Origin of the sequence: Bacillus mojavensis, assembly GCF_012648005.1 — a bacterium.
Lineage (GTDB): Bacteria > Bacillota > Bacilli > Bacillales > Bacillaceae > Bacillus > Bacillus mojavensis.
Genome location: NZ_CP051464.1, coordinates 1,004,484 through 1,027,416, shown reverse-complemented (window position 1 = coordinate 1,027,416; position 22,933 = coordinate 1,004,484). Strand labels below are relative to the sequence as shown.

20 protein-coding genes are annotated in these 22,933 nt (G+C 43.8%); 5 read left to right on the top strand and 15 right to left on the bottom strand.

Annotated elements, in window-relative coordinates; translation table 11 throughout:
- The 4 genes from HC660_RS05270 to citA form a co-directional block, all read right to left on the bottom strand.
- Positions 1-1,356: a sodium-dependent transporter gene (locus HC660_RS05270; RefSeq protein WP_010333544.1), complete on the bottom strand. Its 1,356-nt coding sequence runs from the start codon at positions 1,354-1,356 to the stop codon at positions 1-3.
- Between the two features lie 117 nt (positions 1,357-1,473).
- Positions 1,474-2,871 carry a branched-chain amino acid transporter BcaP gene (bcaP, locus tag HC660_RS05265; RefSeq protein ID WP_168747299.1) on the bottom strand — a complete coding sequence of 466 codons (1,398 nt, stop codon included), beginning with the start codon at positions 2,869-2,871 and terminating at the stop codon, positions 1,474-1,476.
- A gap of 249 nt (positions 2,872-3,120) precedes the next feature.
- Positions 3,121-3,990, bottom strand: coding sequence for an SDR family oxidoreductase (locus tag HC660_RS05260; protein WP_168747298.1), 870 nt, complete (start codon positions 3,988-3,990; stop codon positions 3,121-3,123).
- A gap of 71 nt (positions 3,991-4,061) precedes the next feature.
- Complete coding sequence (citA, locus tag HC660_RS05255; protein WP_168747297.1) at positions 4,062-5,162, bottom strand: citrate synthase CitA; 1,101 nt, start codon at positions 5,160-5,162, stop codon at positions 4,062-4,064.
- Between the two features lie 108 nt (positions 5,163-5,270).
- On the opposite strand from citA, the gene citR reads away from it, so the two are divergent.
- A complete protein-coding gene (citR, locus tag HC660_RS05250; protein ID WP_168747296.1) occupies positions 5,271-6,146 on the top strand; it encodes a transcriptional regulator CitR in 876 nt (291 codons plus the stop codon).
- Positions 6,147-6,215: 69 nt separating this feature from the next.
- On the opposite strand, the gene lytE is transcribed toward citR, so the two are convergent.
- Positions 6,216-7,217 (bottom strand): peptidoglycan endopeptidase LytE, encoded by a 1,002-nt coding sequence (gene lytE / locus HC660_RS05245; protein ID WP_168747295.1) that lies wholly within the window; start codon positions 7,215-7,217, stop codon positions 6,216-6,218.
- A 537-nt stretch (positions 7,218-7,754) separates the two neighbouring features.
- Here lytE and HC660_RS05240 point away from each other — a divergent pair.
- The gene (locus tag HC660_RS05240) at positions 7,755-9,131 is read left to right on the top strand and encodes an alkaline phosphatase PhoA (protein WP_168747294.1); all 1,377 of its coding nucleotides are present in this window, start codon (positions 7,755-7,757) and stop codon (positions 9,129-9,131) included.
- A 30-nt stretch (positions 9,132-9,161) separates the two neighbouring features.
- Here the strand turns inward: HC660_RS05240 and spoVR are convergent, their stop codons facing one another.
- Positions 9,162-10,568, bottom strand: a complete 1,407-nt coding sequence (gene spoVR / locus HC660_RS05235; protein ID WP_029441196.1) for a stage V sporulation protein SpoVR — start codon at positions 10,566-10,568, stop codon at positions 9,162-9,164.
- A gap of 305 nt (positions 10,569-10,873) precedes the next feature.
- On the opposite strand from spoVR, the gene nsrR reads away from it, so the two are divergent.
- Positions 10,874-11,314, top strand: a complete 441-nt coding sequence (nsrR, locus tag HC660_RS05230) for a nitric oxide-sensing transcriptional repressor NsrR (protein ID WP_010333538.1) — start codon at positions 10,874-10,876, stop codon at positions 11,312-11,314.
- Between the two features lie 152 nt (positions 11,315-11,466).
- Entirely contained in the window at positions 11,467-12,900 is a 1,434-nt protein-coding gene (gene lytF / locus HC660_RS05225) for a peptidoglycan endopeptidase LytF (RefSeq protein WP_168747293.1), read from the top strand.
- A 42-nt stretch (positions 12,901-12,942) separates the two neighbouring features.
- Here lytF and HC660_RS05220 read toward each other — a convergent pair whose 3' ends face one another.
- Positions 12,943-13,266 carry a YqzG/YhdC family protein gene (locus HC660_RS05220; RefSeq protein ID WP_168747292.1) on the bottom strand — a complete coding sequence of 108 codons (324 nt, stop codon included), beginning with the start codon at positions 13,264-13,266 and terminating at the stop codon, positions 12,943-12,945.
- Positions 13,267-13,467: 201 nt separating this feature from the next.
- On the opposite strand from HC660_RS05220, the gene HC660_RS05215 reads away from it, so the two are divergent.
- Positions 13,468-13,710, top strand: a complete 243-nt coding sequence (locus tag HC660_RS05215) for a YhdB family protein (protein ID WP_010333534.1) — start codon at positions 13,468-13,470, stop codon at positions 13,708-13,710.
- A 14-nt stretch (positions 13,711-13,724) separates the two neighbouring features.
- Here the strand turns inward: HC660_RS05215 and HC660_RS05210 are convergent, their stop codons facing one another.
- The 8 genes from HC660_RS05210 to glpP form a co-directional block, all read right to left on the bottom strand.
- Complete coding sequence (locus HC660_RS05210) at positions 13,725-14,249, bottom strand: NADPH-dependent FMN reductase (RefSeq protein ID WP_168747291.1); 525 nt, start codon at positions 14,247-14,249, stop codon at positions 13,725-13,727.
- Positions 14,246-14,893, bottom strand: coding sequence for a response regulator (locus tag HC660_RS05205; RefSeq protein WP_168747290.1), 648 nt, complete (start codon positions 14,891-14,893; stop codon positions 14,246-14,248). The genes HC660_RS05210 and HC660_RS05205 overlap by 4 nt, the downstream gene beginning before the upstream one ends.
- The gene (locus HC660_RS05200; RefSeq protein WP_168747289.1) at positions 14,890-16,032 is read right to left on the bottom strand and encodes a GAF domain-containing sensor histidine kinase; all 1,143 of its coding nucleotides are present in this window, start codon (positions 16,030-16,032) and stop codon (positions 14,890-14,892) included. The genes HC660_RS05205 and HC660_RS05200 overlap by 4 nt, the downstream gene beginning before the upstream one ends.
- Positions 16,033-16,176: 144 nt before the next feature.
- Positions 16,177-17,922 (bottom strand): phospho-sugar mutase, encoded by a 1,746-nt coding sequence (locus tag HC660_RS05195; RefSeq protein ID WP_168747288.1) that lies wholly within the window; start codon positions 17,920-17,922, stop codon positions 16,177-16,179.
- A 123-nt stretch (positions 17,923-18,045) separates the two neighbouring features.
- Positions 18,046-19,713, bottom strand: coding sequence for a glycerol-3-phosphate dehydrogenase (glpD, locus tag HC660_RS05190; protein ID WP_029441193.1), 1,668 nt, complete (start codon positions 19,711-19,713; stop codon positions 18,046-18,048).
- Positions 19,714-19,853: 140 nt separating this feature from the next.
- Positions 19,854-21,344 (bottom strand): glycerol kinase GlpK, encoded by a 1,491-nt coding sequence (gene glpK / locus HC660_RS05185; protein WP_010333529.1) that lies wholly within the window; start codon positions 21,342-21,344, stop codon positions 19,854-19,856.
- A gap of 18 nt (positions 21,345-21,362) precedes the next feature.
- Positions 21,363-22,187 carry an MIP/aquaporin family protein gene (locus HC660_RS05180; RefSeq protein WP_168747287.1) on the bottom strand — a complete coding sequence of 275 codons (825 nt, stop codon included), beginning with the start codon at positions 22,185-22,187 and terminating at the stop codon, positions 21,363-21,365.
- A gap of 169 nt (positions 22,188-22,356) precedes the next feature.
- A complete protein-coding gene (gene glpP, locus HC660_RS05175; protein WP_029441192.1) occupies positions 22,357-22,932 on the bottom strand; it encodes a glycerol uptake operon antiterminator GlpP in 576 nt (191 codons plus the stop codon).
- Position 22,933: the final 1 nt, after the last annotated feature.

The window sequence follows — 22,933 nt, the reverse complement described above, 5'->3', positions numbered from 1 at the left end:
CTAAAAGGATATAATCCCGATTAAATTTAAGAACACGATAATAATAGCCAGCGGCACAACGAAACGGAGCAAATAAAACCATATATAAAAGAATGCTTTCCCGGGATGTGATCCTTGTCTCATCTCTGCCCATAGGTCCTGTTTCGATATTTTCAGCGGAATGAAAATAGAAATTAACAGGGCGCCTAACGGCAGCAGAACATTGCTGACGGTAAAATCGACAACGTCAAAAAACGTCTTATCAAATATGCGCACATCGCTCAGCACGCCATAGGATAAGCAAGATGGGATACCGACTAAGAAGATCAAAAACCCGCTTGTCCATGACAGCTTTTTCCTCTTCGTTTCGTCCCCTTTGCCGATAATAGCTACAATCATTTCCACCATCGAAAAGGCAGAGGTCAGTGCGGCAAATAAAAATGCGACTAGAAAGCCGATGAAAAACAGGATACCGAACGGAAGCTGTTCAAAAACGGCCGGAAGCACTGTAAACAGCAAAGTCGGACCTTCATTCGGCTCCAATCCGAAGGAGAAAACGGCAGGAAAAATAGCCAAACCTGCCAAAAGTGTCACAATGATATTCATAACGACAATGGACGCTGCAGAACGCGGGATATTTTGCGTTTTCGGCAGATAGGAGCTGTAGGTCACCATGACCGAAACCCCCAGTGTTAACGTAAAGAAAGCCTGTCCCAGCGCAAACAAAACAGACTCCGGGGTCAAATCGCCGAAATGGGGCACAAGCAAAAATTTCACGCCTTCCATCGCATGATCCAGCGTGAGCGACCGAAGAACAAGCAGGACAAACAATATAAACAAAATCGGCATCATCACCGCGCTTACGCGTTCAATCCCTTTTTGAACCCCTCTGGCGACAACCAGCACAGTCAGTACCATAAAGATAAGCTGAGCCGCGAGCGTCTGCACAGGGTTTTGAATAACAGAGCCAAAAAGTGCACCGTACTGCTCCTGAGTGAGACCGGACAGTGAACCCGATGCTGTTTTCACTATATATAGTAAAATCCATCCTCCGATAACACTGTAAAACGATAAAACTAAGAAACAAGCCGCTACACCGACCCATCCTGTGAGAAACCAAGCTGTTCGCGGCGCTTCTTTTTTATATGCATCAATGGCATTCGTTTGGTTCCGTCTTCCAAAGATAAATTCTCCCACTAAAAGCGGATAGCCCAAGAGAATGGTAAATAGCACAAAAATAAGGAAAAAGGCGCCTCCTCCATTCGTCCCCGCTACATAAGGGAACTTCCAAATCGCGCCTAAGCCGATTGCTGATCCAGCGGCAGCCATGACGAAACCGATTTTTGAAGCCCATTGGACTGGTTTTTGCTCAGACAATGATGTCACTTCCTTTCCAGCCTATATTATCTCTTATTTTCATGCTGATTTCTATAAATTCATTTGATGAGAATAGAAAAGAGAGCGGCCAGTGTAAGCCGCTCTCTTCTTTGAGAGTTATTGATTTAATTTTGAATGCTTTCTTGAATATAAGAAATAGATCGCCATGCCAATTAACAGCCATACAAGGAAGCGGACAATCGTCACCCAGCCGAGATTTAAAATTAAGAACAGGCAGAATAGAATTGCTAAGCCCGGGATAACCGGAACCCCCGGACATTTAAAGGCTCTCGGAAGATCAGGCTGTTTCTTTCTCAATACAATAACCGCGACAGAAATCAGCACAAACGCTGAAAGCGTTCCGATGTTTACCAGCTTGGCAAGCTCATCAAGCGGAACAAGTGAACCGAGGAGCGCCGACATTATGCCGAAAAACCAAGTCGCAACATAAGGAGTTTTATGCTTCGGATGAACCTTAGAAAGCGATCCCGGAACCAGGCCGTCACGAGACATAGCAAACATGACACGTGTCTGTCCATAAAGCATCACAAGCATAACCGTTGTCATTCCCAAAACCGCACCGATATCGATAATGCCTGCCACCCAGTTTTGCCCCGCGCTTTGAAGAACGAGAGAAACCGGATGATCGATGCCTTCAAACTGGGCAAATGGAACAACGCCTGTCATGATGGCTGATACAGTAACATATAAAATGGTACAAACCAATAATGAGAAAATAATTCCTTTCGGCAGATCCTTCCCAGGGTTTTTCGTCTCTTCCGCGGCAGAGGATACAGCGTCAAATCCGATAAAAGCAAAGAACACGAGTGCCGCTGCACTGAATACGCCGCCAAAACCCATTGGCATAAACGGCTGCCAGTTATCCGGCTTCACGTAAACAGCTGCCACCGCAATAAATAAGAGAACGACCAGTACTTTTAAAATCACCATAATGTTGTTGACTCTTTTAGATTCTCTGATGCCTAAATAAAGCAAATACGTAATGGCAAGAACAATGACAAATGCAGGCAGATTAAAAATGGTAAAGGTTCCTTTTACAGCCCCCGGAGCAGCCGTTAAGGCCACCGGAAGATGAATGCCAAGCCCGGACAAAAATGATTGAAAATACCCAGACCACCCGACTGAAACGGCACTTACCGCCAGCATATACTCTAAAATTAAATCCCACCCGATAATGAAGGCCAAAAGTTCTCCCATTGTAGCATAAGTAAATGTATACACCGAACCTGAGACAGGCACACTTGAAGCAAATTCAGCGTAAGACAATGCAGCGAATAAACAAGCCAGCGCTGCGACAACAAATGAAACGGTCAGTCCGGGTCCGGCAGTAACTGCCCCTGTCCCCGTCAGTACAAATATCCCGGTACCTATAATGGCCCCAATCCCAAGCAGTGTTAAGTCAAATGCCCCTAATTCTCTTTTTAAAGATTTTTCACCTTTCGTTGCAGCGATTAAATCCTGAATACTTTTCTTCCTAAATACGCTTCCTTTCATTCCCCTTCAACTCCTAGCTGATGATTTCTTTATATTTTATTTGAATTTTCTGAATTCATGAGCAGCAATAACCGTTTTTCTTTTTTTCTACTATATTTGTACTGGTGATGAATCATTCCTTTCTCCTACTCAATATTATATATAAAAATCCCAAAATGAAAACTAAATTTTTAAAAAATTCGACAAATTTCTGCACTGCCCTATTTTCATGCGCAAAAAAAACCAGCATTTCTGCTGGTTTTTTGTACATTATGTTGAAATAAAACGGCCGCCATTCACGTGAATCGTCTGTCCCGTCATATAGGAAGATTCATCAGATGCAAGCAAAACGTATACACCTGCATGCTCTATCGGCTGTCCCGGTCTGCCCATCGGCGTGTCAAGTCCATGCTGTTTCACTTTTTCTTCCGGGAATGTCGCCGGGATCAGCGGTGTCCAAATCGGACCGGGCGCCACCGCATTTACTCTGATGCCTTTATCCACAAGAGATTTGCTCATTGATCGTGTAAAGGAGACAATTGCACCCTTTGTACTGGAATAATCAATTAATGCGGTATCTCCTTCATAAGCGGTAATCGATGTCGTATTAATGATTGCGCTCCCTTCTTTCAAGTGAGGCAACGCTTTCTTTGTCATATGAAACATGGCAAAAATGTTCGTGCGGAAGGTTTTTTCAAGCTGTTCTGTTGAAATATCAAGAATACTGTCCTGCGGGTGCTGTTCAGCAGCGTTGTTAACCAAAATATCCAGCTTTCCAAAATGGTCTACGGTTTGCTGTACAGCCTGTTCACAATGCTTCTCATCTCCGATATCCCCAGGAATCAGCAGGCAGCGGACGTTTTCCTGTTCAACTTGTTTTCGCGTTTCCTCCGCGTCAGAATGTTCGTCCAGATAAAGAATGGAGACGTCTGCCCCTTCTTTTGCATACGCAATTGCTGCCGCTCTCCCGATTCCGCTGTCGCCTCCTGTAATGATCGCGACTTTTCCTTTCAGTTTTCCGCTTCCTTTATAATCACGGTCTTCTGTTAAAGGAAAAGGATTCATTTCAGACTCAATCCCCGGCTGTCGGTCCTGCCGCTGCGGATCTTGTCCTTCTGTTTGTCTGTCCATTGGGTTCATATTGATCACTCCTAGACATGATGATATTGAATGTTTACCACATCACAGAAGCGAATAAACTGCAAAATATGTTATGAAAGTACTTCTTCAGGAATAGCCCCTGTATATTTAGCTGACGGACGGAAAATCACGTTGTTTTCTGCTTGCTCCAGCACATGTGCGCACCAGCCTACCATTCGGCTTGCTGAAAACGTCGGTGTAAACAAGTCATCATCAAAATCAATCGCCTTCATGACAGCAGCTGCATAAAATTCAACGTTTGTGTACAGCTTGCGGCCCGGTTTGTAGATGTCCAGCAAACGGATCGCTTCTGCCTCCACATGCAGCGCCAGATCCAAATCACGGTCATCGCCTGCAACCTCTTCAGCTTTCTGTCTCAAAGCTTCTGCCCGCGGATCTTTCGTCTTATACACGCGGTGCCCAAATCCCATCAGGCGTTCTCCTTTTTCAAGCTTTGCTGTCAAATACGCTGCAGCATTCGCTTTTTCTCCAATGTCTTCAAGCATTTTTGTTACAGCAGAAGGAGCCCCTCCATGAAGCGGGCCTTTCATCGTGCCAAGCGCCGCGGTAATGGCCGATACCAAATCACTCTCTGTAGACAAAGTAACCCGTGCCGAAAAAGTTGATGCGTTCATGCCATGCTCCATGGCCAGAATCATATATGTTTCAAGCGCTTTCTTTTTTGCTTCTGAAGGCTGTTCACCTGTGAGCATATAATAATAGTTTTCAACATGTCCGTACTGGGAAGATGGCTCAATAGCTTGCTCGCCGCGCACCCAGCGTTTTCTGTAAGCGATAATAGACGGCGTGATGGCAATCAGCCGAATCGCTTCTTCTATTTTTGGATAAAACGTGTACGTATTTTCCCCTAATGCTGAAACAACCGTTCTCAGCACCGACATGTCGTCCATGTTATTAGGCAGCGACTGAATCAAATTTTCGATGCGGTCAGGCAGGTTTCGCTCCGCGATCAGCTTTTCTTCAAATATCCGTAATTCATCTGATGCCGGCAGTTTTCCAAATAAAATCAAGTAAGCGGCTTCTTCAAAGCTGTGTTGCAGCGCGATGTCTTTTGCATGATGCCCTCTGTAGATAAGACGCCCTTTTTCGCCGTCAATATGGCTGATTGATGTGTCCACACATGTAATTCCCTTTAATCCGTAATGTACCATTTGTATTCCCCCTATCCTTTTCTGTTATTATAGTAAATATAATATTTAAAAAATATTGAATATTTTAAAGGGAATTAATTAAAAATATTAATCAGAGGGAGAATGGAAATGGATTTCAAATGGCTTCACACCTTTGTGACCGCTGCGAAATATGAAAACTTTAGAAAAACAGCGGAAACGCTTTTTTTATCTCAGCCCACTGTAACTGTACATATCAAGCAATTAGAAAAAGAAATCAGCTGCAAGCTGTTCGAGCGAAAAGGCAGACAGATTCAGTTAACCGATGAAGGCAGGGCTTATTTGCCGTTTGCTCTGAGGCTGCTTGATGACTATGAAAACAGCATGGCAGAGCTCCACAGAGTAAGACAAGGCTACTCTCAAACCTTACAGCTCGCGGTTTCGCCGCTTATTGCCGATACTGTGCTTCCATCTGTTATGAAACGATACACATCAATGAATACTGAAACAGAAATTGCAGTGAAGATTTTTGAATCGGCAGAAATCTCGTCTCTGATTAAATCTGGCGAGGCGGATATCGGACTGAGCTGTTTAAAAGTCCAGTCTTCTTCTTTAACATGCCACTGTTTATATAAGGACCCAGTCGTCCTCGTTGCGCCTCCTGATCGGCGCTTCACAGCAGACGAAGAAATTGATGCCAAAGAGGTGCTTGAGCAGTACCTGCTTTTGACCCACAATCATCCTGACTACTGGGACGACTTACTCCGTCAAGTCAGAGTGACCCTTCCATTTGTGAGGACAATGAAAGTCACACAAACCCATATAACGAAACGGTTTATAAAAGAAGGACTTGGCGTTTCATTCCTCCCCTTATCTACAGTAAAGCGCGAATTAGAGGAGAAACAGATGATCAGAATCCCTTACCATTCTGTGCAGCTGCCCTATGCCGGTGCTTATGCAATCGCCCTTTATGAAAATAAGAAGGAAAAAAAGTTTTTGGACTTTTTATCACATTTTCATTTTTAGATGTAACCAAAACAAAGATGCTCCGTCTAATGAAAAAAACCCGTTCTATGAACGGGTTACTTTGTAAAATTAGAATCTTTTCGCACCGAGGTAGCGAGGCTTCCAGTAGCTGTTGTTCAGGCTGCTGATTTGTACGCCGTCAGATCCTGCATGAACGAAACTGTTGTTTCCAACGTAAATCCCCATGTGAGAAGGGCCGGATTTATATGTTGTAAAGAATACGAAATCACCGACAGACGGGCTGGCAATGCTCTTCATGGAGCTCCAATATCCGGCAGTGCTCGTTCTTGCCACACTTGTTTGTTTGTTTAATACGTACCAAATGAATCCGCTGCAGTCAAAACCGGAAGTTGTTGTTCCGCCCCATTTGTACGGCGTTCCAGTTAGCGCTTTTGCATCAGAGACCAGTTTGCTTACGTTAAGTGATGTAGATGATACTTTGCTGCTTGAGCTAGATGAAGGCTTAGATGAAGTTACAGTTTTTGAACCTGTTCCTTTCACCTTCAATACTTGTCCGACATAGATTAAATCTGATTTTAAGCCATTGAGACTCTTTAATTTGCTAACCGTTGTACCGTATTTTTTCGCGATTTTAGATAGACTGTCGCCGCGCACTACTTTGTATGTAGAAGTTGCAGACGTAGACACGTTTGATGAGCTTGAACTGCTTGAACTGCTTGAGCCCTTCACCTTCAGAACTTGTCCGATACGGAGAAGATCTGATTTTAAGCCATTCAGTTTTTTCAGTTCATTGATTGTCATGCCGTATTTTTTAGAAATTTTCCAAAGGCTGTCGCCGCTCACTACTTTGTATGTAGAAGAAGATGAACTGCTTTTTGAACTTGATGCTGTCGATTTACCGTTAATGGATAAAGTCTGTCCTGCGTAAATGATATCGGAATGAAGCTTGTTTTCTGATTTAATTTTACTTATTGTCGTGCCGTATTTTCTTGAAAGATCCCATAACGTGTCGCCTTTTTTTACCTTGACGCTTTGTGCAGATGCCGCTCCTGCAAATAAAGTCGATCCTAAAACAACCGCTGTTGTAGCTGTAATGATTTGCTTTTTCATGTTTTCCTCCCTAAATATGTATATCTATGTTTATCTCTTTTTTTAATTAATCATCTTGTTTTCTATTATAAGGTTGTATTCCCAATAGAAATAGTCTTGACTTCACGTGACAAATTTCTTAATTATTCGTTTTCAAAAAAAGTTTTTAAGGGTATTAAATATTTCATTTTCGTTTCAAAGGTGACAAAAAACGAGTGCTTTTGTCATGTTATTTGGGCGCTTTATCAACAATTAGGAAATAATTGAAGGGGATTTAGGTATTTAGAACATAGCGGAAGAATGAGAGACTGATAGCATTCGATAAAAACTGCGTTTATTCGCAGTTTTTTTATTTAAACAACCATATCACGCATCAAACATGTGGTAAAGATTTTTCTGGAAATAATGAATGCTTTGATAAAAGAAAGGCAAGATAACGGAACAGCCATTTTATATTCATCACAATCCTTTACTGAATATTTACAGGATCAACTGCCGCACTTTACAAACATTCCCTATCGTAATAAGCAGAACAAATTAAAGGAGGCCTGCAAGAAAATGAGCCTGTTTCAAAAAATGAAATCAAAATTGCTGCCAGTCGCAGCTGTTTCCGTGCTTACAGCCGGTATATTCGCCGGTGCAGAGCTGCAGCAGACCGAAAAAGCAAGCGCCAAAAAACAAAACAAAGATGAGATCAGAAATGTCATTGTGATGATTGGTGACGGCATGGGAGCATCATACATAAACGCCTACCGTTCCTTGAAAAATAACGGTGAAACACCGAACAACCCGACGTTAACTGAATTTGACCGGAACCTGACAGGTATGATGATGACGCATCCGGATGACCCTGACTATAATATTACAGATTCAGCAGCTGCCGGAACAGCATTAGCGACAGGCGTTAAGACATATAACAATGCAATTGGCGTCGATAAAAACGGAAAAAAAGTAAAATCAATACTTGAAGAAGCCAAACAGCAAGGCAAGTCAACAGGGCTTGTCGCAACTTCTGAAATTAACCACGCCACACCCGCAGCATACGGCGCCCACAATGAATCCCGGAAAAACATGAACCAAATCGCCAACAGCTATATCGATGATAAAATAAAAGGCAAACAAAAAATTGACGTTTTGCTTGGCGGCGGAAAGTCCTACTTTACCCGCAAGGACAGAAATTTAACGAAAGAATTTAAGCAAGCGGGCTACAGCTATGTGACAACAAAACAAGCGCTGAAGAAAAATAAAGATCAGCAGGTGCTCGGGCTTTTTGCAGACGGAGGGCTTGATAAAGCGCTCGACCGCGACAGCAAAACACCATCCCTGAAAGATATGACTGTTTCAGCAATTGACCGGCTGAATCAAAATAAAAAAGGATTTTTCTTGATGGTCGAAGGCAGCCAAATTGACTGGGCCGCTCATGACAATGATCCTGTCGGAGCCATGAGCGAGGTAAGAGATTTTGAACAGGCGTATAAAGCTGCCATTGAATTCGCGAAAAAAGATAAACATACGCTGGTGATAGCAGCTGCTGATCATACGACAGGCGGATTTACCATTGGGGCAAACGGTGAAAAAAATTGGCATGCGGCGCCTATTTTGGCCGCGAAAAAAACACCTGAATTTATGGCCAAAAAAATCAGCGAAGGCAAACCTGTCAAAGATGTGCTGGCCCGCTATACAGATCTGGATTTTACACATGAAGAAATCAAAAGCGTTGAAGCCGCTTCACAAGCTGACAAAAGCAAAGGCGCATACAAAGCCATCATCAAGATTTTCAACACCCGCTCTAACAGCGGCTGGACCAGTACCGATCATACCGGTGAAGAAGTGCCGGTATACGCGTACGGCCCCGGAAAAGAGAAATTCAGCGGACTGATCAACAATACCGACCAGGCAAAAATCATATTTAGGATTTTGAAAACAGGAAAATAAAAAGGATGCAGATCGCTGCATCCTTTTTTCTTATAAATACCTGCGGTGAACCCCTTTTCCGTCATACGAAAACATCACTTGCTTATCCTCCAGCACGGATTCGATATGCACGCTTCTTCCCCACAGCTGGTATAAATAAGGAAGCACTTTCTCCAAGTATTTCAAATCCAGTTCTATGCCCTCATACCAATGCTTAATTAAGAGCTCGTTATTTTTCAAATAATCCCCATCGTCTACAGTCAAATATGGAAAGCCACCGTTTACCCGCATGCTCACAAGCTGGTCGCGCACAGCCTCCCACTCTTTATCGACGATTTTGTAGTCTCTGCCCTGCTTTTGAAACAAGTAAAGGTCCTCGCGCATCACTAAATCTTTTGTTAAATAATTGCGGATGAATGAGATATCTGATTCAATCTCTCTGACTTCAAACATTTTTTCCCGGCCCGCGTTCGGCTTGACGCCCATTTTCTTCATTTCCTCAGTCGGATTGTTATACCGTTCCTCAATATCTTCAAAAATCTTCAGTCCCAAATAATAAGGGTTGATTCCCGTTTTTGACGGCTGGACAACCCCGGCATTCAGCTTGGCGAACTCTATCGCTTCATCAGAGGTTAAATCAAGCTCCCGGATAATTCTTTGATGCCAGTATGAAGCCCATCCTTCATTCATTATCTTCGTTTCCAGCTGAGGCCAGAAATAAAGCATTTCTTCTCTCATCATCGTCAAAATATCACGCTGCCACGGCTCAAGTTCCCTTGAATGCTCCTCAATAAAAAGCAGAATATCTTTTTCGGGGCGAGGCGGGAAAGGTTTTTTTGATTTTTTCAATTGTTTTCTCGGTTTCTTCTCATCTAAATTCCATAGATCATCGTACGGCGTAGCCATTTCCTCACACTCTTCTTCCTCATCATCCACACTCCACTGGAGCTTCGGACGCACCAAAGACGGATCGATATGCTCCTGGATTGAAAGAATTGCGTCTAAAAAGGCCTCTACTTCCTGTATTCCATGAATGCGTTCATAATGCTTAATCCGCTCCGCCGTGGCTGCCATGCTTTCCACCATGTCACGCTTCGTGTTTTGGAAGCGGCAGTTGTTTTTGAAAAAGTCACAGTGGGCGAGAACGTGGGCGACAATCAATTTATTTTGAATCAGTGAATTGCTGTCCAGCAAAAAGGCGTAGCATGGGTCTGAGTTAATGACAAGCTCATAAATTTTGCTTAATCCAAGGTCATAATGCAGTTTCATTTTGTGAAACTGTTTCCCGAAGCTCCAGTGACTGAATCTCGTCGGCATCCCGTACGCGCCGAATGTATAAATAATTTCAGCCGGGCAGATTTCATACCTCATCGGATAGAAATCAAGGCCGAATCCTTTTGCTACTTCAGTAATTTCCTCAATCGCCCGCTGTAATCCCTTTTTCTCCTCCGCGTTCAACCGAATCCCCCCTACTTGGACTTATCTATAATGTATGAGCCCGCCTGACAAAAGATGATAAGTCACATTTCTGCCTGACAAAAACGTGCCAGGCACACTAACCTGTTTGCCGAATGTGTCATTGAACCCAACATTCATTCAAAAGATGAAGTTGATTACGAAAAACCGTTCAAAACAAAATCCTCCGAATGACATGCACTAAAAAAAGCGTGTGCTCAGCTTCTACTAAAAGGAAAATTCCTTTTTTTTCATTTTATAATAGATTGTGATAAGATATAGAAAATGTCTTATTCCGAGGTCTTAATATGAAGTTAACAAATTATACAGATTATTCATTACGAGTTTTGATTTTTCTGGCTGCAGAACGTCCCGGAGAACTTTCAAATATAAAACAGATCGCCGAAACGTATTCTATTTCAAAAAATCATCTCATGAAAGTCATATATAGGCTCGGTCAGCTCGGATACGTGGAAACGATACGCGGACGAGGCGGCGGCATACGTTTAGGCATGGATCCTGAAGACATTAATATCGGGGAGGTCGTCAGAAAAACAGAAGACGATTTTAATATTGTTGAATGTTTTGATGCGAATAGAAATCTCTGTATTATTTCTCCGGTGTGCGGCTTAAAACACGTGCTTAATGAAGCGCTTATGGCCTATCTTGCCGTTCTAAACAAATACACACTGCGAGACCTTGTCAAAAACAAAGAGGAGATTATGCAGCTTTTGAAAATGAAGGAATAATTGATGATTCCTTCTTTTTTTATGCCTTTTTACATGCGTTCTGTTAAGAAAATGTGACTGATTTTTTAAAAAAGCAAAACGATGAGATGAATCTGCCGATATAAAAAAGAAACAGCATATTCAAAATCATTGGGGGAAAAAGGAGAGCTCAGATGAAAAAGAAATTAGCAGCAGGGCTGACAGCAACCGCGATTGTCAGCTCAACATTAGCGATTACACCCGCTGAAGCAGCAACGATTAAAGTCAAAAGCGGAGATTCCTTATGGAAGCTGGCGCAAACCTATAACACAAGTGTAGCAGCCATTTCATCCGCCAACCATCTTTCGACGACCGTCCTGTCAATTGGGCAGACGCTTACCATTCCAGGCAGCAAATCCGACACTTCATCATCTTCTTCAGGGTCAAAAAAGAAGAGCGGAAATGCTGTTTACACAGTGAAAAGCGGCGATTCACTATGGCTGATTGCCAATGAGTATAAGATGTCGGTACAAGAACTGAAAAAGTTAAACGGATTGAGCAGCGACATGATTCGTGCAGGCCAGAAATTAAAAGTATCCGGAAAAGTTTCTTCACATTCAAGTTCTGGCACTTCAAGCAGCTCCAAATCGAGCTCAAGCTCTTCAGCTAAGACTGGCACTTACAAAGTGCAGCTTGGTGATTCGCTTTGGAAAATCGCAAACAAAGTCAATATGTCCATCGCTGAATTGAAGGTACTGAACAATTTGAAATCAGATACCATTTATGTGAATCAAGTGTTAAAAACAAAATCAGCGGGTTCTCATTCGTCATCAAAAGACAATTCATCCAAATCGAATCAATCAGCGTCAGCAACAACGAAGTACACCGTAAAAAGCGGCGACTCACTTTGGAAAATCGCAAACAAATATAACCTGACTGTACAGCAAATCCGAAACAGCAACAATCTGAAATCAGACGTTCTGTACGTTGGACAAGTGCTAAAGCTGACCGGCAAATCATCTTCCGGCACATCAACATCACCGTCTTCGTCAAATTCCAGCTCCGGCACCACGACGACTACATATACGGTGAAGAGCGGTGATTCCTTATGGGTGATCGCTCAAAAGTTCAATGTGACAGCCCAGCAGATTCGGGAGAAAAACAACTTGAAAACCGATGTCTTACAAATCGGCCAGAAGCTCACGATTACAGGCAAAGCTTCATCCTCTTCTTCAAGTTCCGGATCTTCAGGCAGCACCATCTCAACCAGCGCGAAGATTAACAAAATGATCGCGGCCGCTAAGGAGCAGCTTGGCGTTCCATATCGCTGGGGAGGAACGACACCGGCCGGATTTGACTGCAGCGGATTCATTTACTATGCGCTAAACAAAGTCACATCTGTGTCCAGATTAACGGCGGCCGGCTACTGGAATACCATGAAACCTGTCAGCCAGCCTGCAGTCGGAGACTTTGTCTTCTTTTCGACATACAAAGCCGGTCCTTCTCATGTCGGGATTTATCTCGGAAACGGGGAATTCATTAATGCCAACGACTCCGGGGTTGTCATTTCAAATATGAACAACTCATACTGGAAACAGCGCTACCTCGGTGCAAAGCGTTATTTCTAAAAATGAAACTGTATGGCCTTTGTCGGCTGTACAGTTTTTTTATTAAAGACGAAACACATTGATGCTGATCATATGTTTTGTCACAGGGTGAAAATATACTTCAGCTCGCACGGAAAATGTTTCGTCATTCTGTCTGACGGTCACCCGAAAAACATCCTTTGTTTGCTGGTCATTCACCTCGGTCCGCCCCATATAGGCGTAATCGGAAAAAGAAGCCCCTTTATATTCATCTTGAATTTTACTCCAAGCGAGCTGTTCCCACTTTTGAACAGACTCGTTCATGTTTTCTGAATGCCCTTTTGCAGCCATTGATACGAGGATTAGTCCGCAAAAAAGAAGCGCAATCGTATACGGCAGAGATTTCATGTGTTCAGTCTCCTGTACCCAGATTATTTTCCTCTTAGGTTTTCCAAAACCGCTTTCTTCATTCAGACATTTTCATTTTATGTCTCCCTCATATTGCTACCCCAGTTCTGACGCAGACGCCAAGTTTTGCCCCGTCAATAACAGCTGATACGGCATAAACTAATCCTGAACTTCTCACACAGGAAAGGAGAAGCGGTTGACATGGATTATGCTGATTATGACAAAGCACTGTATTACACCCATCGATCCCAATGGGATAACTTATTAATTTTAATGGTGCGGACAGAGGATGATTTGTTATCAAAACGAATTGAGCACTTTTTGCATGCATACCATTTTGAACAGGATTATGCTGTATTAGAAAAGGTGCTGTATTCTCTTCTCCGCTATATTGACCATGCCACTGAGCTGACATATGAGGATCAATTAACGCTTCTCACATAAAACAAACCCCGGGGTTAGACGCCGGGGTTTCCTGTATTTGCGAACATGTGCAATTCTTCCATCAGCTCTTTTATGCTGACCGCCATGTGTTCTGTTACTGTTGCATTTTCCACATCAATTGTTACCGGATCAAGCACAAGCTGCCTCGGAATGACATTGGCATATAAGCCCCGCATCACGGTTCTCATATTGTTCAGCGCATTGATTCCGCCTTTTCCGCCGCCTGCTGCTGCCAAAAGTGCTACTGGCTTATATTTGAATTGTTCGTTGCTTAAAAAATCCAGTGCATTTTTTAAGGTGCCGCTCATGCCGCTGTGATATTCAGGAGATAGTAATACAATCGCATCCGCTTCGCTGACACGCTGCTTTAGCTCCTGTACCCGCATAAGTTCAGCCTGGTCGGCTTCACCGTTAAATAACGGCAATATAAATTCGCTTAAATCAATCAAATCCGTGTGATACAGAGATGATATAAAGGCTGCCGCAACTCTTGTCCTGCCATGTTTTCTCGGCGAGCCGCTCATGACTAATATGTTCATTTGGTGATCTCTCCATTCAGGTTGTATTTCACTGCAAATAGCGCTGCTTGTGTGCGGTCCGCCAGCTCAAGCTTTGCTAAAAGATTAGACACATGAGTTTTTACTGTTTTTTCTGAAATAAACAACGACGCCGCGATTTCTTTATTGCTTTTTCCGCAAGCAATTTCATTTAGCACATCTCTTTCCCGCCGGGTTAATTGATAATATTTTTCTTTTTCCGGTTCATTCTGTTTTTTCATATGTGTCAGCACATGGGGCATAATAGCTGAAGACAGCATGTATTCACCTGAATAGACCTGTCTCAATGTTTTCACCAATTCCTCCGGCTCTGTATCCTTCAACTGATACGCCTTCGCTCCTGCCTGAAGCGCAGGGATGACATGCTCCTGGTCAGAGTAGCTCGTCAGTATGATGATATGCACGCCGGGAAATTGCTGTACTGCTTTTTTTGTTGCCACTATTCCATCCATTTCCGGCATGGACAGATCCATCAGCACAAGATCCGGCTTTGTTTCTTCAATGACACGGAGGGCCTCAATTCCGGTTGCCGCTTCTCCGACAACGTCAATGTCGTCCTTGGTGGCAAAGAAAAAACGAAGCCCCTTCCGGACAACATGGTGATCATCCGCAATGACAATTCTCATCGCACTGTCCTTCCTTTCTGATTGGTAAGCGGAAGCCTGACGGACAGCTTCGTGCCCGCTCCAAGTTCTGATTCAATGGAAAATTCCGCGCCGGCTTTTTCTGCCCGTTCTTTCATTCCTTTGATGCCAAGTGAAGGCAGTCCGGCGTGCGCTTCATAACAAAACCCTATCCCATGATCGATAATATCCAGTTCTGCATAGGACGAAGAAGAAGCCATTCTGACATATGCCGTATCAGTCCCGGCATGCTTTTTGCAATTATTGAGGGCTTCCTGCGCGACACGCCACAGCATATGCTCCTCTTCATCACGAAGGACCGGACATCCGTTTTGTGTAAAGACGACATTCAATCCGATCAGTGTGCCGTAGCTTTTAATGGCTTCAGCCAGCCCTTTTTCTAATCCTCCGGGGCGAAGCTGCCAGATTAAGGACTTCATTTCAGCCAGAGCATCCTGCGATAAAGTTTGAATAAAATCAATCATTTGCTGCAGGGTCTCGTCCTTTGTTAATGTCTTTGCCGCTTTGGCAGTTAAACTGACGGAAAACAGCATCTGGTTGACTGAATCATGCAGCTCCTGAGCGAGACGGTTCCGCTCCATTAAAAGAGCGTTTTTTTGTTTGTATTCAGCAAGCCTCATCCGCTGTATTGCCGTTCCGATCTGAAAAGCAACGGCCTCCAGCAAATGAAGCTCCTCCTCATCAAAAAGTGTTTTTCCGGCCGCCGCCACATTTAATAAACCAAACCGTCTGTCTCCATCTTCTAAGGGAACGGTCGCATGATGGGTAATCCCTTCTGTGTCAAAACAATACAGCTCTTCAGCTGATTCTATGCGTTTACAGTTCATAATATTGGCTGCTTTTCTAAGTCCGCCGTTATTGAATTTCGTCAGGCAATAGCACTCCCCTTCACACATCAGCACTTTTTCCCTGCGACTTAAAGCAGGCGGCAGGTATGCGTCTGCGGCTAAGGTATAGGAACCGTCCTCTTCAATGAGAAAGATCCATCCAGACTGAAGATTCGTTAAGCTCAGCAATTCTTTTAAAACTTCATTCAGCGTTGCTTTGACATCGTGTCCTTGATTTAAAGTCTCCGCAATGGTTTTCAGCGTTCTTAATTTTTCCATCCTCGGTTTGGTCACGTCTCTCACTCCGGCTATGGTTATTATCTAAGATTATACCAGTTTTTTGAATATTGTTACTTCGCATGACGGATGATTTTCTTTCAGACTTTTGGATGAGAATAGAAAAAAGCTGGATCACTGCGTGATCCAGCTTTTTTTGAATTATTTTGCTGTTGCTTCGACAATTTCGTCAACTGTCTTCATGACATCGTCAGAAAGAGCGGCAAGGCGCTGTTCGCTGTCTTGTAGAGATGTTCCTTTTACAGCGAAATAAAATTTGACCTTCGGCTCAGTACCAGAAGGACGGAGGCAGAACCAAGATCCGTCTTCCAGGAAGTATTTCAGCACATTTGATTTTGGCAGGTCGATGGCTTCTTCTTTATTTTCCGTCAGAACCATCCGTTTGCTTACAGCGTAATCCTCAGCTGTTACAACCTGTTTACCGGCCATTGTTTTCGGCGGATTTTGTCTGAAGGAAGCAAGAATCGCTTCAATCTGCTCCGCTCCCTGTTTTCCTTTCAGTGTCAGTGATTTCAGTCCTTCACGATAAAATCCATATTCTTTGAAGATATTCATTAACGCTACATATAATGACGTTCCTTGTTTCTTATAGAACGCGCAAACCTCAACTGCCAAAAGCGCGGCCTGAATGGCATCCTTGTCGCGGGCGAAATCACCGATTAAATAACCATAGCTTTCTTCATACCCGAATTGGAAGGTGTACTGGCCTGAGGCTTCGTATTCTTTAATCTTTTCACCGATAAACTTAAAGCCTGTCAGTGTATCAATCGTATCGAGTCCGAATGAAGATGCGACATCGCGTCCGATTTCACTTGTTACGATTGTTTTGAGAACGACGCCATTCTCAGGCAGGATTCCTTGTTTTTTCTTTTCAGAAAGCAAATAATGAAGCAGCAGCGCGCCGGTTTGGTTTCCTGTCAGCACTGTATATTCGCCTTCATCATTTTTTACCGCAATGCCAAGGCGGTCCGCATCTGGATCTGTTGCGATAAGAATATCTGCATTTTGTTCTTCGCCAAGCTTAATAGCGTATTCAAATGCAGCATGCTCTTCCGGGTTCGGAGATGTTACAGTTGAAAAGTCCGGATCTGGCCGTTCCTGTTCCTTCACAACCGTGACATTTTGATAACCAAGAGCTTCGAGTCCGCGTCTGACCGGTTTGTTTGCGGTTCCATGTAGCGGAGTGAAAACCACTTTCACATCCACTTCTCCGGATAACTCAGGATGAACCGAAATAGACGTCAGTTTTTCAGTATAGACCTTATCAATTTCTTCACCGATGATCTTGATTAAGCCTTTTTCTTTTAGCGCTTCTTCATCGTCAACTGTAATTGTCAGCTCATTTTCGATGGCGTTTACCTGCTCAATGACGATGTCTGCTTCCCGCGGAGGAAGCTGGCCGCCGTCATCACCGTACACTTTGTACCCATTGTATTCAGGCGGGTTATGGCTCGCCGTCACAACAATTCCGCCATAAGCGTTCAATTGTCTGACAGCGAATGACAACTCTGGCGTTGGGCGAAGCTCATCAAACACGTACGTTTGGATGCCTTGTGTAGCAAGTGTTTTTGCCGCTTCCATCGCAAACTCCGGTGATTTATGGCGGGAATCATACGCAATGACAACGCCCCGCTTTTTCGCTTCCTCACCCTGCTGCAAGATGTATGCCGCGAATCCCGCTGATGCCTTGCGCACCGTGTAAATATTCATCCGATTCGTACCGGCGCCAATTTCTCCACGCATCCCCCCAGTTCCGAATTCAAGGTTTTTATAGAAGCAGTCCTCAAGAGCCTGATCATTTCCCTCTAATTCAGTGAGGAGCTTTTTTAATTCAGGATCTAAATTTTCTGTCTGTTTCCAACGTTCATAGCTCTTTCTCCAAGTCATAATTCGTCCTCCTATGTATCAGCCATATGCCATTATTTTAATATGAAGAGAGCGCCTCTGTCACTTGATATCTTGAGATCTGGCGCTTTAAAAGAAAAAACGGGCTGCAGACAGCCCGTTTTTTTATTGCTCGATCGGCACAACCGCATCGTGTAATAGCTTGTTGAGGTTTTCTGTATGTTTATTTTGCGTCTGCTCATCCCACTGGAATCGCTCGCTCATAAAATCAATAACGGCGTCTTTATATGTTTTTACCCAATTAATATCAAAAAATAAACGTCCTGTTCTGCGGACAAAGAAGTCAGCAGGCGTTGCAGTCAATTCTTCTTCAATGCTGTATTCCGCCTCGGCAAGGATATGAACCGGGATATTTCGCTTCACCGCCTCGTCTTTCAGCGCCTCGACTCGATTAAAGACACGCTCTACGTTGGAGCCGTATCTGATAGCCAGCTGTTTCGCATCTTTTTCTGATAAGCCGGCCGCAATGCCTTCTTTCGTTTTCGCTGTCACAAAGGATGCAAGGTTTTTAGATCCTCCGACATGCCCGCCTGAAATCGGCATGTTTTTTGTTTTGCATGGGCCGAAGTCCTTTTCGCCTTCCTCTTTTAACCGATCACGAACAAGATCGACAATGTGCTCCGCCATTTTTCTGTACCCGGTCAGCTTACCGCCGGCAATAGTGATCAAGCCTGAATCTGACGTCCAAATTTCATCTTTGCGTGAAATCTCGGAAGGATCCTTTCCTTCTTCATGAATGAGCGGACGCAGGCCAGCCCAGCTTGATTCGATATCATCCGCTTTAATATTCAGTTCCGGGAACATGTAATTAATTGAATTGATGACGTAATCACGATCCTCAGTTGTCATGCGCGGATGCTCCAGCGCCTCTTTGTAAACGGTATCGGTTGTGCCGACGTATGTTTTGCCTTCACGAGGAATAGCAAACACCATGCGGCCGTCCGGTGTATCGAAATATACCGCCTGTTTCAGTGGGAAGACAGATTGGTCAAATACAAGGTGAATACCTTTTGTATGCTGAAGGTGCTTTCCATTTTTAGAATGGTCTTTTTCTCTAAGCTGGTCTACCCAAGGGCCTGTCGCATTGACGATTTTTTTCGCATATACTTTATATTCTTTTTTGGTCAAAACGTCTTCAATTAATACACCGACTGCTTTGCCTTTTTCATAAAGGAGTTCTTTCACTTTGGAATAATTCACAGGCTCTGCCCCGAATTTGACCGCTTCCTTCATGACTTCGATTGTCAGTCTCGCATCGTCAGTGCGGTATTCAACATAGTAGCCGCCGCCTTTTAAGCCATCTTTTTTCACCAAAGGCTCTTTTTGCAGCGTTTCTTTTGCTGAAAGCATACTTCTGCGTTCTGATTTTTTTACGCCGGCTAAGAAGTCATAAACCCTTAAACCGATAGAGGTTGTGAAAGAACCGAATGTGCCGCCTTTATGAAACGGAAGCAGCATCCATTCCGGTGTGGTGACGTGCGGGCCGTTTTCATAGACAATCGCCCGCTCTTTCCCTACCTCAGCGACCATTTTCACTTCAAATTGTTTTAAATAGCGCAAGCCGCCATGAACCAATTTTGTTGATCTGCTTGATGTTCCAGCCGCGAAATCCTGCATTTCGCTGAGTGCGACCTTCATTCCCCTTGATGCCGCGTCAAGAGCTGTACCTGCTCCTGTAATTCCTCCTCCGATAATAAATAGATCATATGTTTTTTTCGTCATGTCTGTCAGCATGCGATCCCGCTCAAGACTTGAAAATTGATTTTTCATTATTACGTTTCCTCCTTGTTGTCACGGTAAATAGAAAAAGAGACCACAACAGCCAAAGTGCATGTTCACACTTTGGTGCTGTGGTCTCTCCTCATCTCAGGACCGTTCTTATTAACTTGTCACCATTATAACATACTCTTATCTTATTTAAAAGCCATAGCTGCTTTAACGGCTTTTTGCCAGCCTGTATACAGCTCATTTCGTTTTTCTTCTTCCAATTTAGGTTCATAACGCTTATCCAGTTTCCACTGGTTGATAATTTCAGAACGATCCTTCCAGAATCCCACAGCGATACCTGCCAAATATGCCGCGCCAAGCGCAGTTGTTTCATTGATTTCCGGTCGTTCCACAGGCACATCCAAAATATCCCCTTGAAACTGCATCAAAAAGTTATTTTTAACAACGCCGCCATCCACACGAAGCGTTTTCAATGAAATCTTAGAATCCGCTTCCATTGCATCAAGCACATCTTTCGTCTGATAAGCCAATGACTCCAGCGTGGCACGGATAAAATGTTCTTTTGTTGTGCCTCTTGTCAGGCCGAAAACAGACCCGCGCACATCGCTGTCCCAGTAAGGCGTTCCCAAGCCGACAAAGGCCGGAACGACATATACGCCGTCAGTTGAATCAACCTTTTCCGCGTATGATTCGCTAAGCGAAGAGTCTTGGAACATTCTCATTCCGTCTCTAAGCCATTGGATGGCTGAGCCTGCGACAAAAATACTTCCTTCTAAAGCATATTCAACTTTACCGTCAATGCCCCAGGCGATCGTTGTCAGCAGCCCGTGTTCCGACTTAATTGCTTTTTCCCCTGTATTCATCAGCATAAAACATCCTGTGCCGTATGTGTTTTTCCCCATGCCTGCTTCAAAGCACGCCTGGCCGAACAGCGCGGACTGCTGATCGCCTGCCGCTCCCGCAATCGGAATATTTTTTCCGAAGAAGTGATAGTCAACTGTCTCCGCATACACATGAGAGGACGGTTTGACTTCAGGAAGCATTGATTTCGGCACGCCTAAAATCTCAAGCAGCTCATCGTCCCATTTCAAATCGTAAATATTAAACATCAGCGTTCTTGAGGCATTGGAATAATCCGTCACGTGCGCTTTTCCGCCTGACATTTTCCAAATGAGCCATGTATCAATCGTTCCAAACAAGAGCTCGCCTTTTTCCGCTTTTTCTCTGGCGCCTTCCACATTGTCTAAAATCCATTTGACCTTCGTGCCAGAAAAATATGGATCTATCAAAAGACCTGTTTTATCTCTGAAGGTATCATTATATCCTTTTTCACGAAGCTCCTCGCAGATTCCAGCCGTTTGTCGTGACTGCCAAACGATCGCATTATACACAGGCTTTCCTGTATCCTTATCCCAAACAACCGCTGTTTCCCTTTGGTTGGTAATGCCGATTCCGGCAATTTGAGAGGCGCTGATTCCCGATTCTGAAATGACTGATGCGATAACAGCAAGGACAGAGCCCCAAATTTCATTTGCATTATGCTCAACCCATCCTGGATGCGGGAAGTATTGTGTAAATTCCTTTTGAGCAGAGTGAACGATCTTGCCTTCTTTATCAAACAGAATCGCTCTTGAACTTGTTGTCCCTTGATCTAAGGATAAAATGTAAGTTTCCATAAGATGTCTCCCCTTTGCCTAAATATATTTTGAATTTGATAGTGTTTTAGCTGCATGTTTTTTCGTATAGCCATAGAGTCCTAACAATACCACAACTAATACAACGCTTACAATCCAGAAACTGCTCGTGATCTGCCCCCGAAACGCGGCGTTGTAAAATACACCGCCGAATGATCCGCCCAAAATCGGGCCGGCAACAGGAACCCATGCGTACTTCCAGTTTGATGATCCTTTCCCCGGAATCGGCAGAATTGCGTGGGCAATCCGCGGGCCTAAGTCGCGGGCGGGATTAATTGCATATCCCGTGGTTCCTCCAAGAGAAATACCGATAGCAACAATGAGAAAACCGACGATTAAAGGGTTAAGTCCCTCTGTAAACTCATTTGCCCCAATCGCCAAAATTCCAAGCACAAGGACAAATGTCCCAATAACCTCACTTAAAACGTTTGCAAACGTATGCGGAATGCTGGGTCCGGTTGAGAAAACACCCAGCTTGGCAGCGGGATCATCGGTAGACTTCCAATGCGGCAGGTAATGAAGGTAAACAACCACCGCACCGATCATTGCTCCGATCATCTGCGCCGCAATGTATACCGGAACCTCTTTCCACGGAAAATCACCAATAAAAGCAAATGCTATTGTTAACGCGGGATTGAGATGGGCGCCGCTGATGCCGCCGACCGCATAAGCGGCCATTGCCACACCCAATCCCCATCCAAATACAATAACAATCCAGCCAGATTGATATGAAAGCGATTTCTTTAAATTAACTCCTGCACAAACACCTGCGCCAAAAATAACAAGCAGCATCGTACCGATTAGTTCTCCCCAAAATGCTGTCATAGATAATTCCTCCTAAGGTTGCGATTAAGAAGTATGATAGGGAATAAAAAAACCACAACAAACCGCTTTACGGGTGTATAACCTTTACCGTAAAGAGCTGCTGTGGTCTCCGGATTCTCCATCACATTGTATTAACCTAGTGCAATTGTATCAGTGGATGAAAGCGGTGTCAATCACTTTCTGTCAAAAAGTTTTCATATTTTTTCCATAATTTGGTGTTAGATGTAGTGACAGCAACGGCACCAGCTTTCAGTGCCTGTTCTACATCTTGTTCTGTGCGGATGAAACCTCCCGCAAAGATAGGGATACCTGTTTTCTCTTTAATTTCCTGAATAAGTGACGGCACGATGCCCGGCAGTACTTCAATGAAGTCAGGCTTATGCTTGCCGACAAACTCCATGCTTTTTTCCATTGCGCTTGTATCAAGCAGAAACAGACGCTGGATTGCGTAAATTTTTTTCTGCTTCGCTTTTGCAATCACGTTTGATCTAGTTGAGATGATCCCCGCCGGCTTTATATCCTGGCAGATAAATTCCGCTCCGTATTCATCATGTTTGATCCCTTGAATTAAATCAACATGGACCATCATCTTCTTCCCGTGCTTTTGCGCCTCTCTGATCACACCCTTTAATTGTCCGAGATGAATATCAAGTATCACGCCGTATGAAAACGAACTGTTTAAAAACTCATCAAATTGCTTCATATTACGAATAGCCGGTAAAATAGGCTGGTTGTGAAAACTCATA

Excerpts from the sequence above, each read along its gene's own strand:
- bcaP (WP_168747299.1), bottom strand. The coding sequence starts at position 2,871 with ATGAAAGGAAGCGTATTTAGGAAGAAAAGTATTCAGGATTTAATCGCT.
- HC660_RS05260 (WP_168747298.1), bottom strand. The coding sequence starts at position 3,990 with ATGAACCCAATGGACAGACAAACAGAAGGACAAGATCCGCAGCGGCAG.
- citA (WP_168747297.1), bottom strand. The coding sequence starts at position 5,162 with ATGGTACATTACGGATTAAAGGGAATTACATGTGTGGACACATCAATC.
- citR (WP_168747296.1), top strand. The coding sequence starts at position 5,271 with ATGGATTTCAAATGGCTTCACACCTTTGTGACCGCTGCGAAATATGAA.
- lytE (WP_168747295.1), bottom strand. The coding sequence starts at position 7,217 with ATGAAAAAGCAAATCATTACAGCTACAACAGCGGTTGTTTTAGGATCG.
- HC660_RS05240 (WP_168747294.1), top strand. The coding sequence starts at position 7,755 with ATGAGCCTGTTTCAAAAAATGAAATCAAAATTGCTGCCAGTCGCAGCT.
- nsrR (WP_010333538.1), top strand. The coding sequence starts at position 10,874 with ATGAAGTTAACAAATTATACAGATTATTCATTACGAGTTTTGATTTTT.
- lytF (WP_168747293.1), top strand. The coding sequence starts at position 11,467 with ATGAAAAAGAAATTAGCAGCAGGGCTGACAGCAACCGCGATTGTCAGC.
- HC660_RS05220 (WP_168747292.1), bottom strand. The coding sequence starts at position 13,266 with ATGAAATCTCTGCCGTATACGATTGCGCTTCTTTTTTGCGGACTAATC.
- HC660_RS05215 (WP_010333534.1), top strand. The coding sequence starts at position 13,468 with ATGGATTATGCTGATTATGACAAAGCACTGTATTACACCCATCGATCC.
- HC660_RS05210 (WP_168747291.1), bottom strand. The coding sequence starts at position 14,249 with ATGAACATATTAGTCATGAGCGGCTCGCCGAGAAAACATGGCAGGACA.
- HC660_RS05205 (WP_168747290.1), bottom strand. The coding sequence starts at position 14,893 with ATGAGAATTGTCATTGCGGATGATCACCATGTTGTCCGGAAGGGGCTT.
- HC660_RS05195 (WP_168747288.1), bottom strand. The coding sequence starts at position 17,922 with ATGACTTGGAGAAAGAGCTATGAACGTTGGAAACAGACAGAAAATTTA.
- glpK (WP_010333529.1), bottom strand. The coding sequence starts at position 21,344 with ATGGAAACTTACATTTTATCCTTAGATCAAGGGACAACAAGTTCAAGA.
- HC660_RS05180 (WP_168747287.1), bottom strand. The coding sequence starts at position 22,187 with ATGACAGCATTTTGGGGAGAACTAATCGGTACGATGCTGCTTGTTATT.
- glpP (WP_029441192.1), bottom strand. The coding sequence starts at position 22,932 with ATGAGTTTTCACAACCAGCCTATTTTACCGGCTATTCGTAATATGAAG.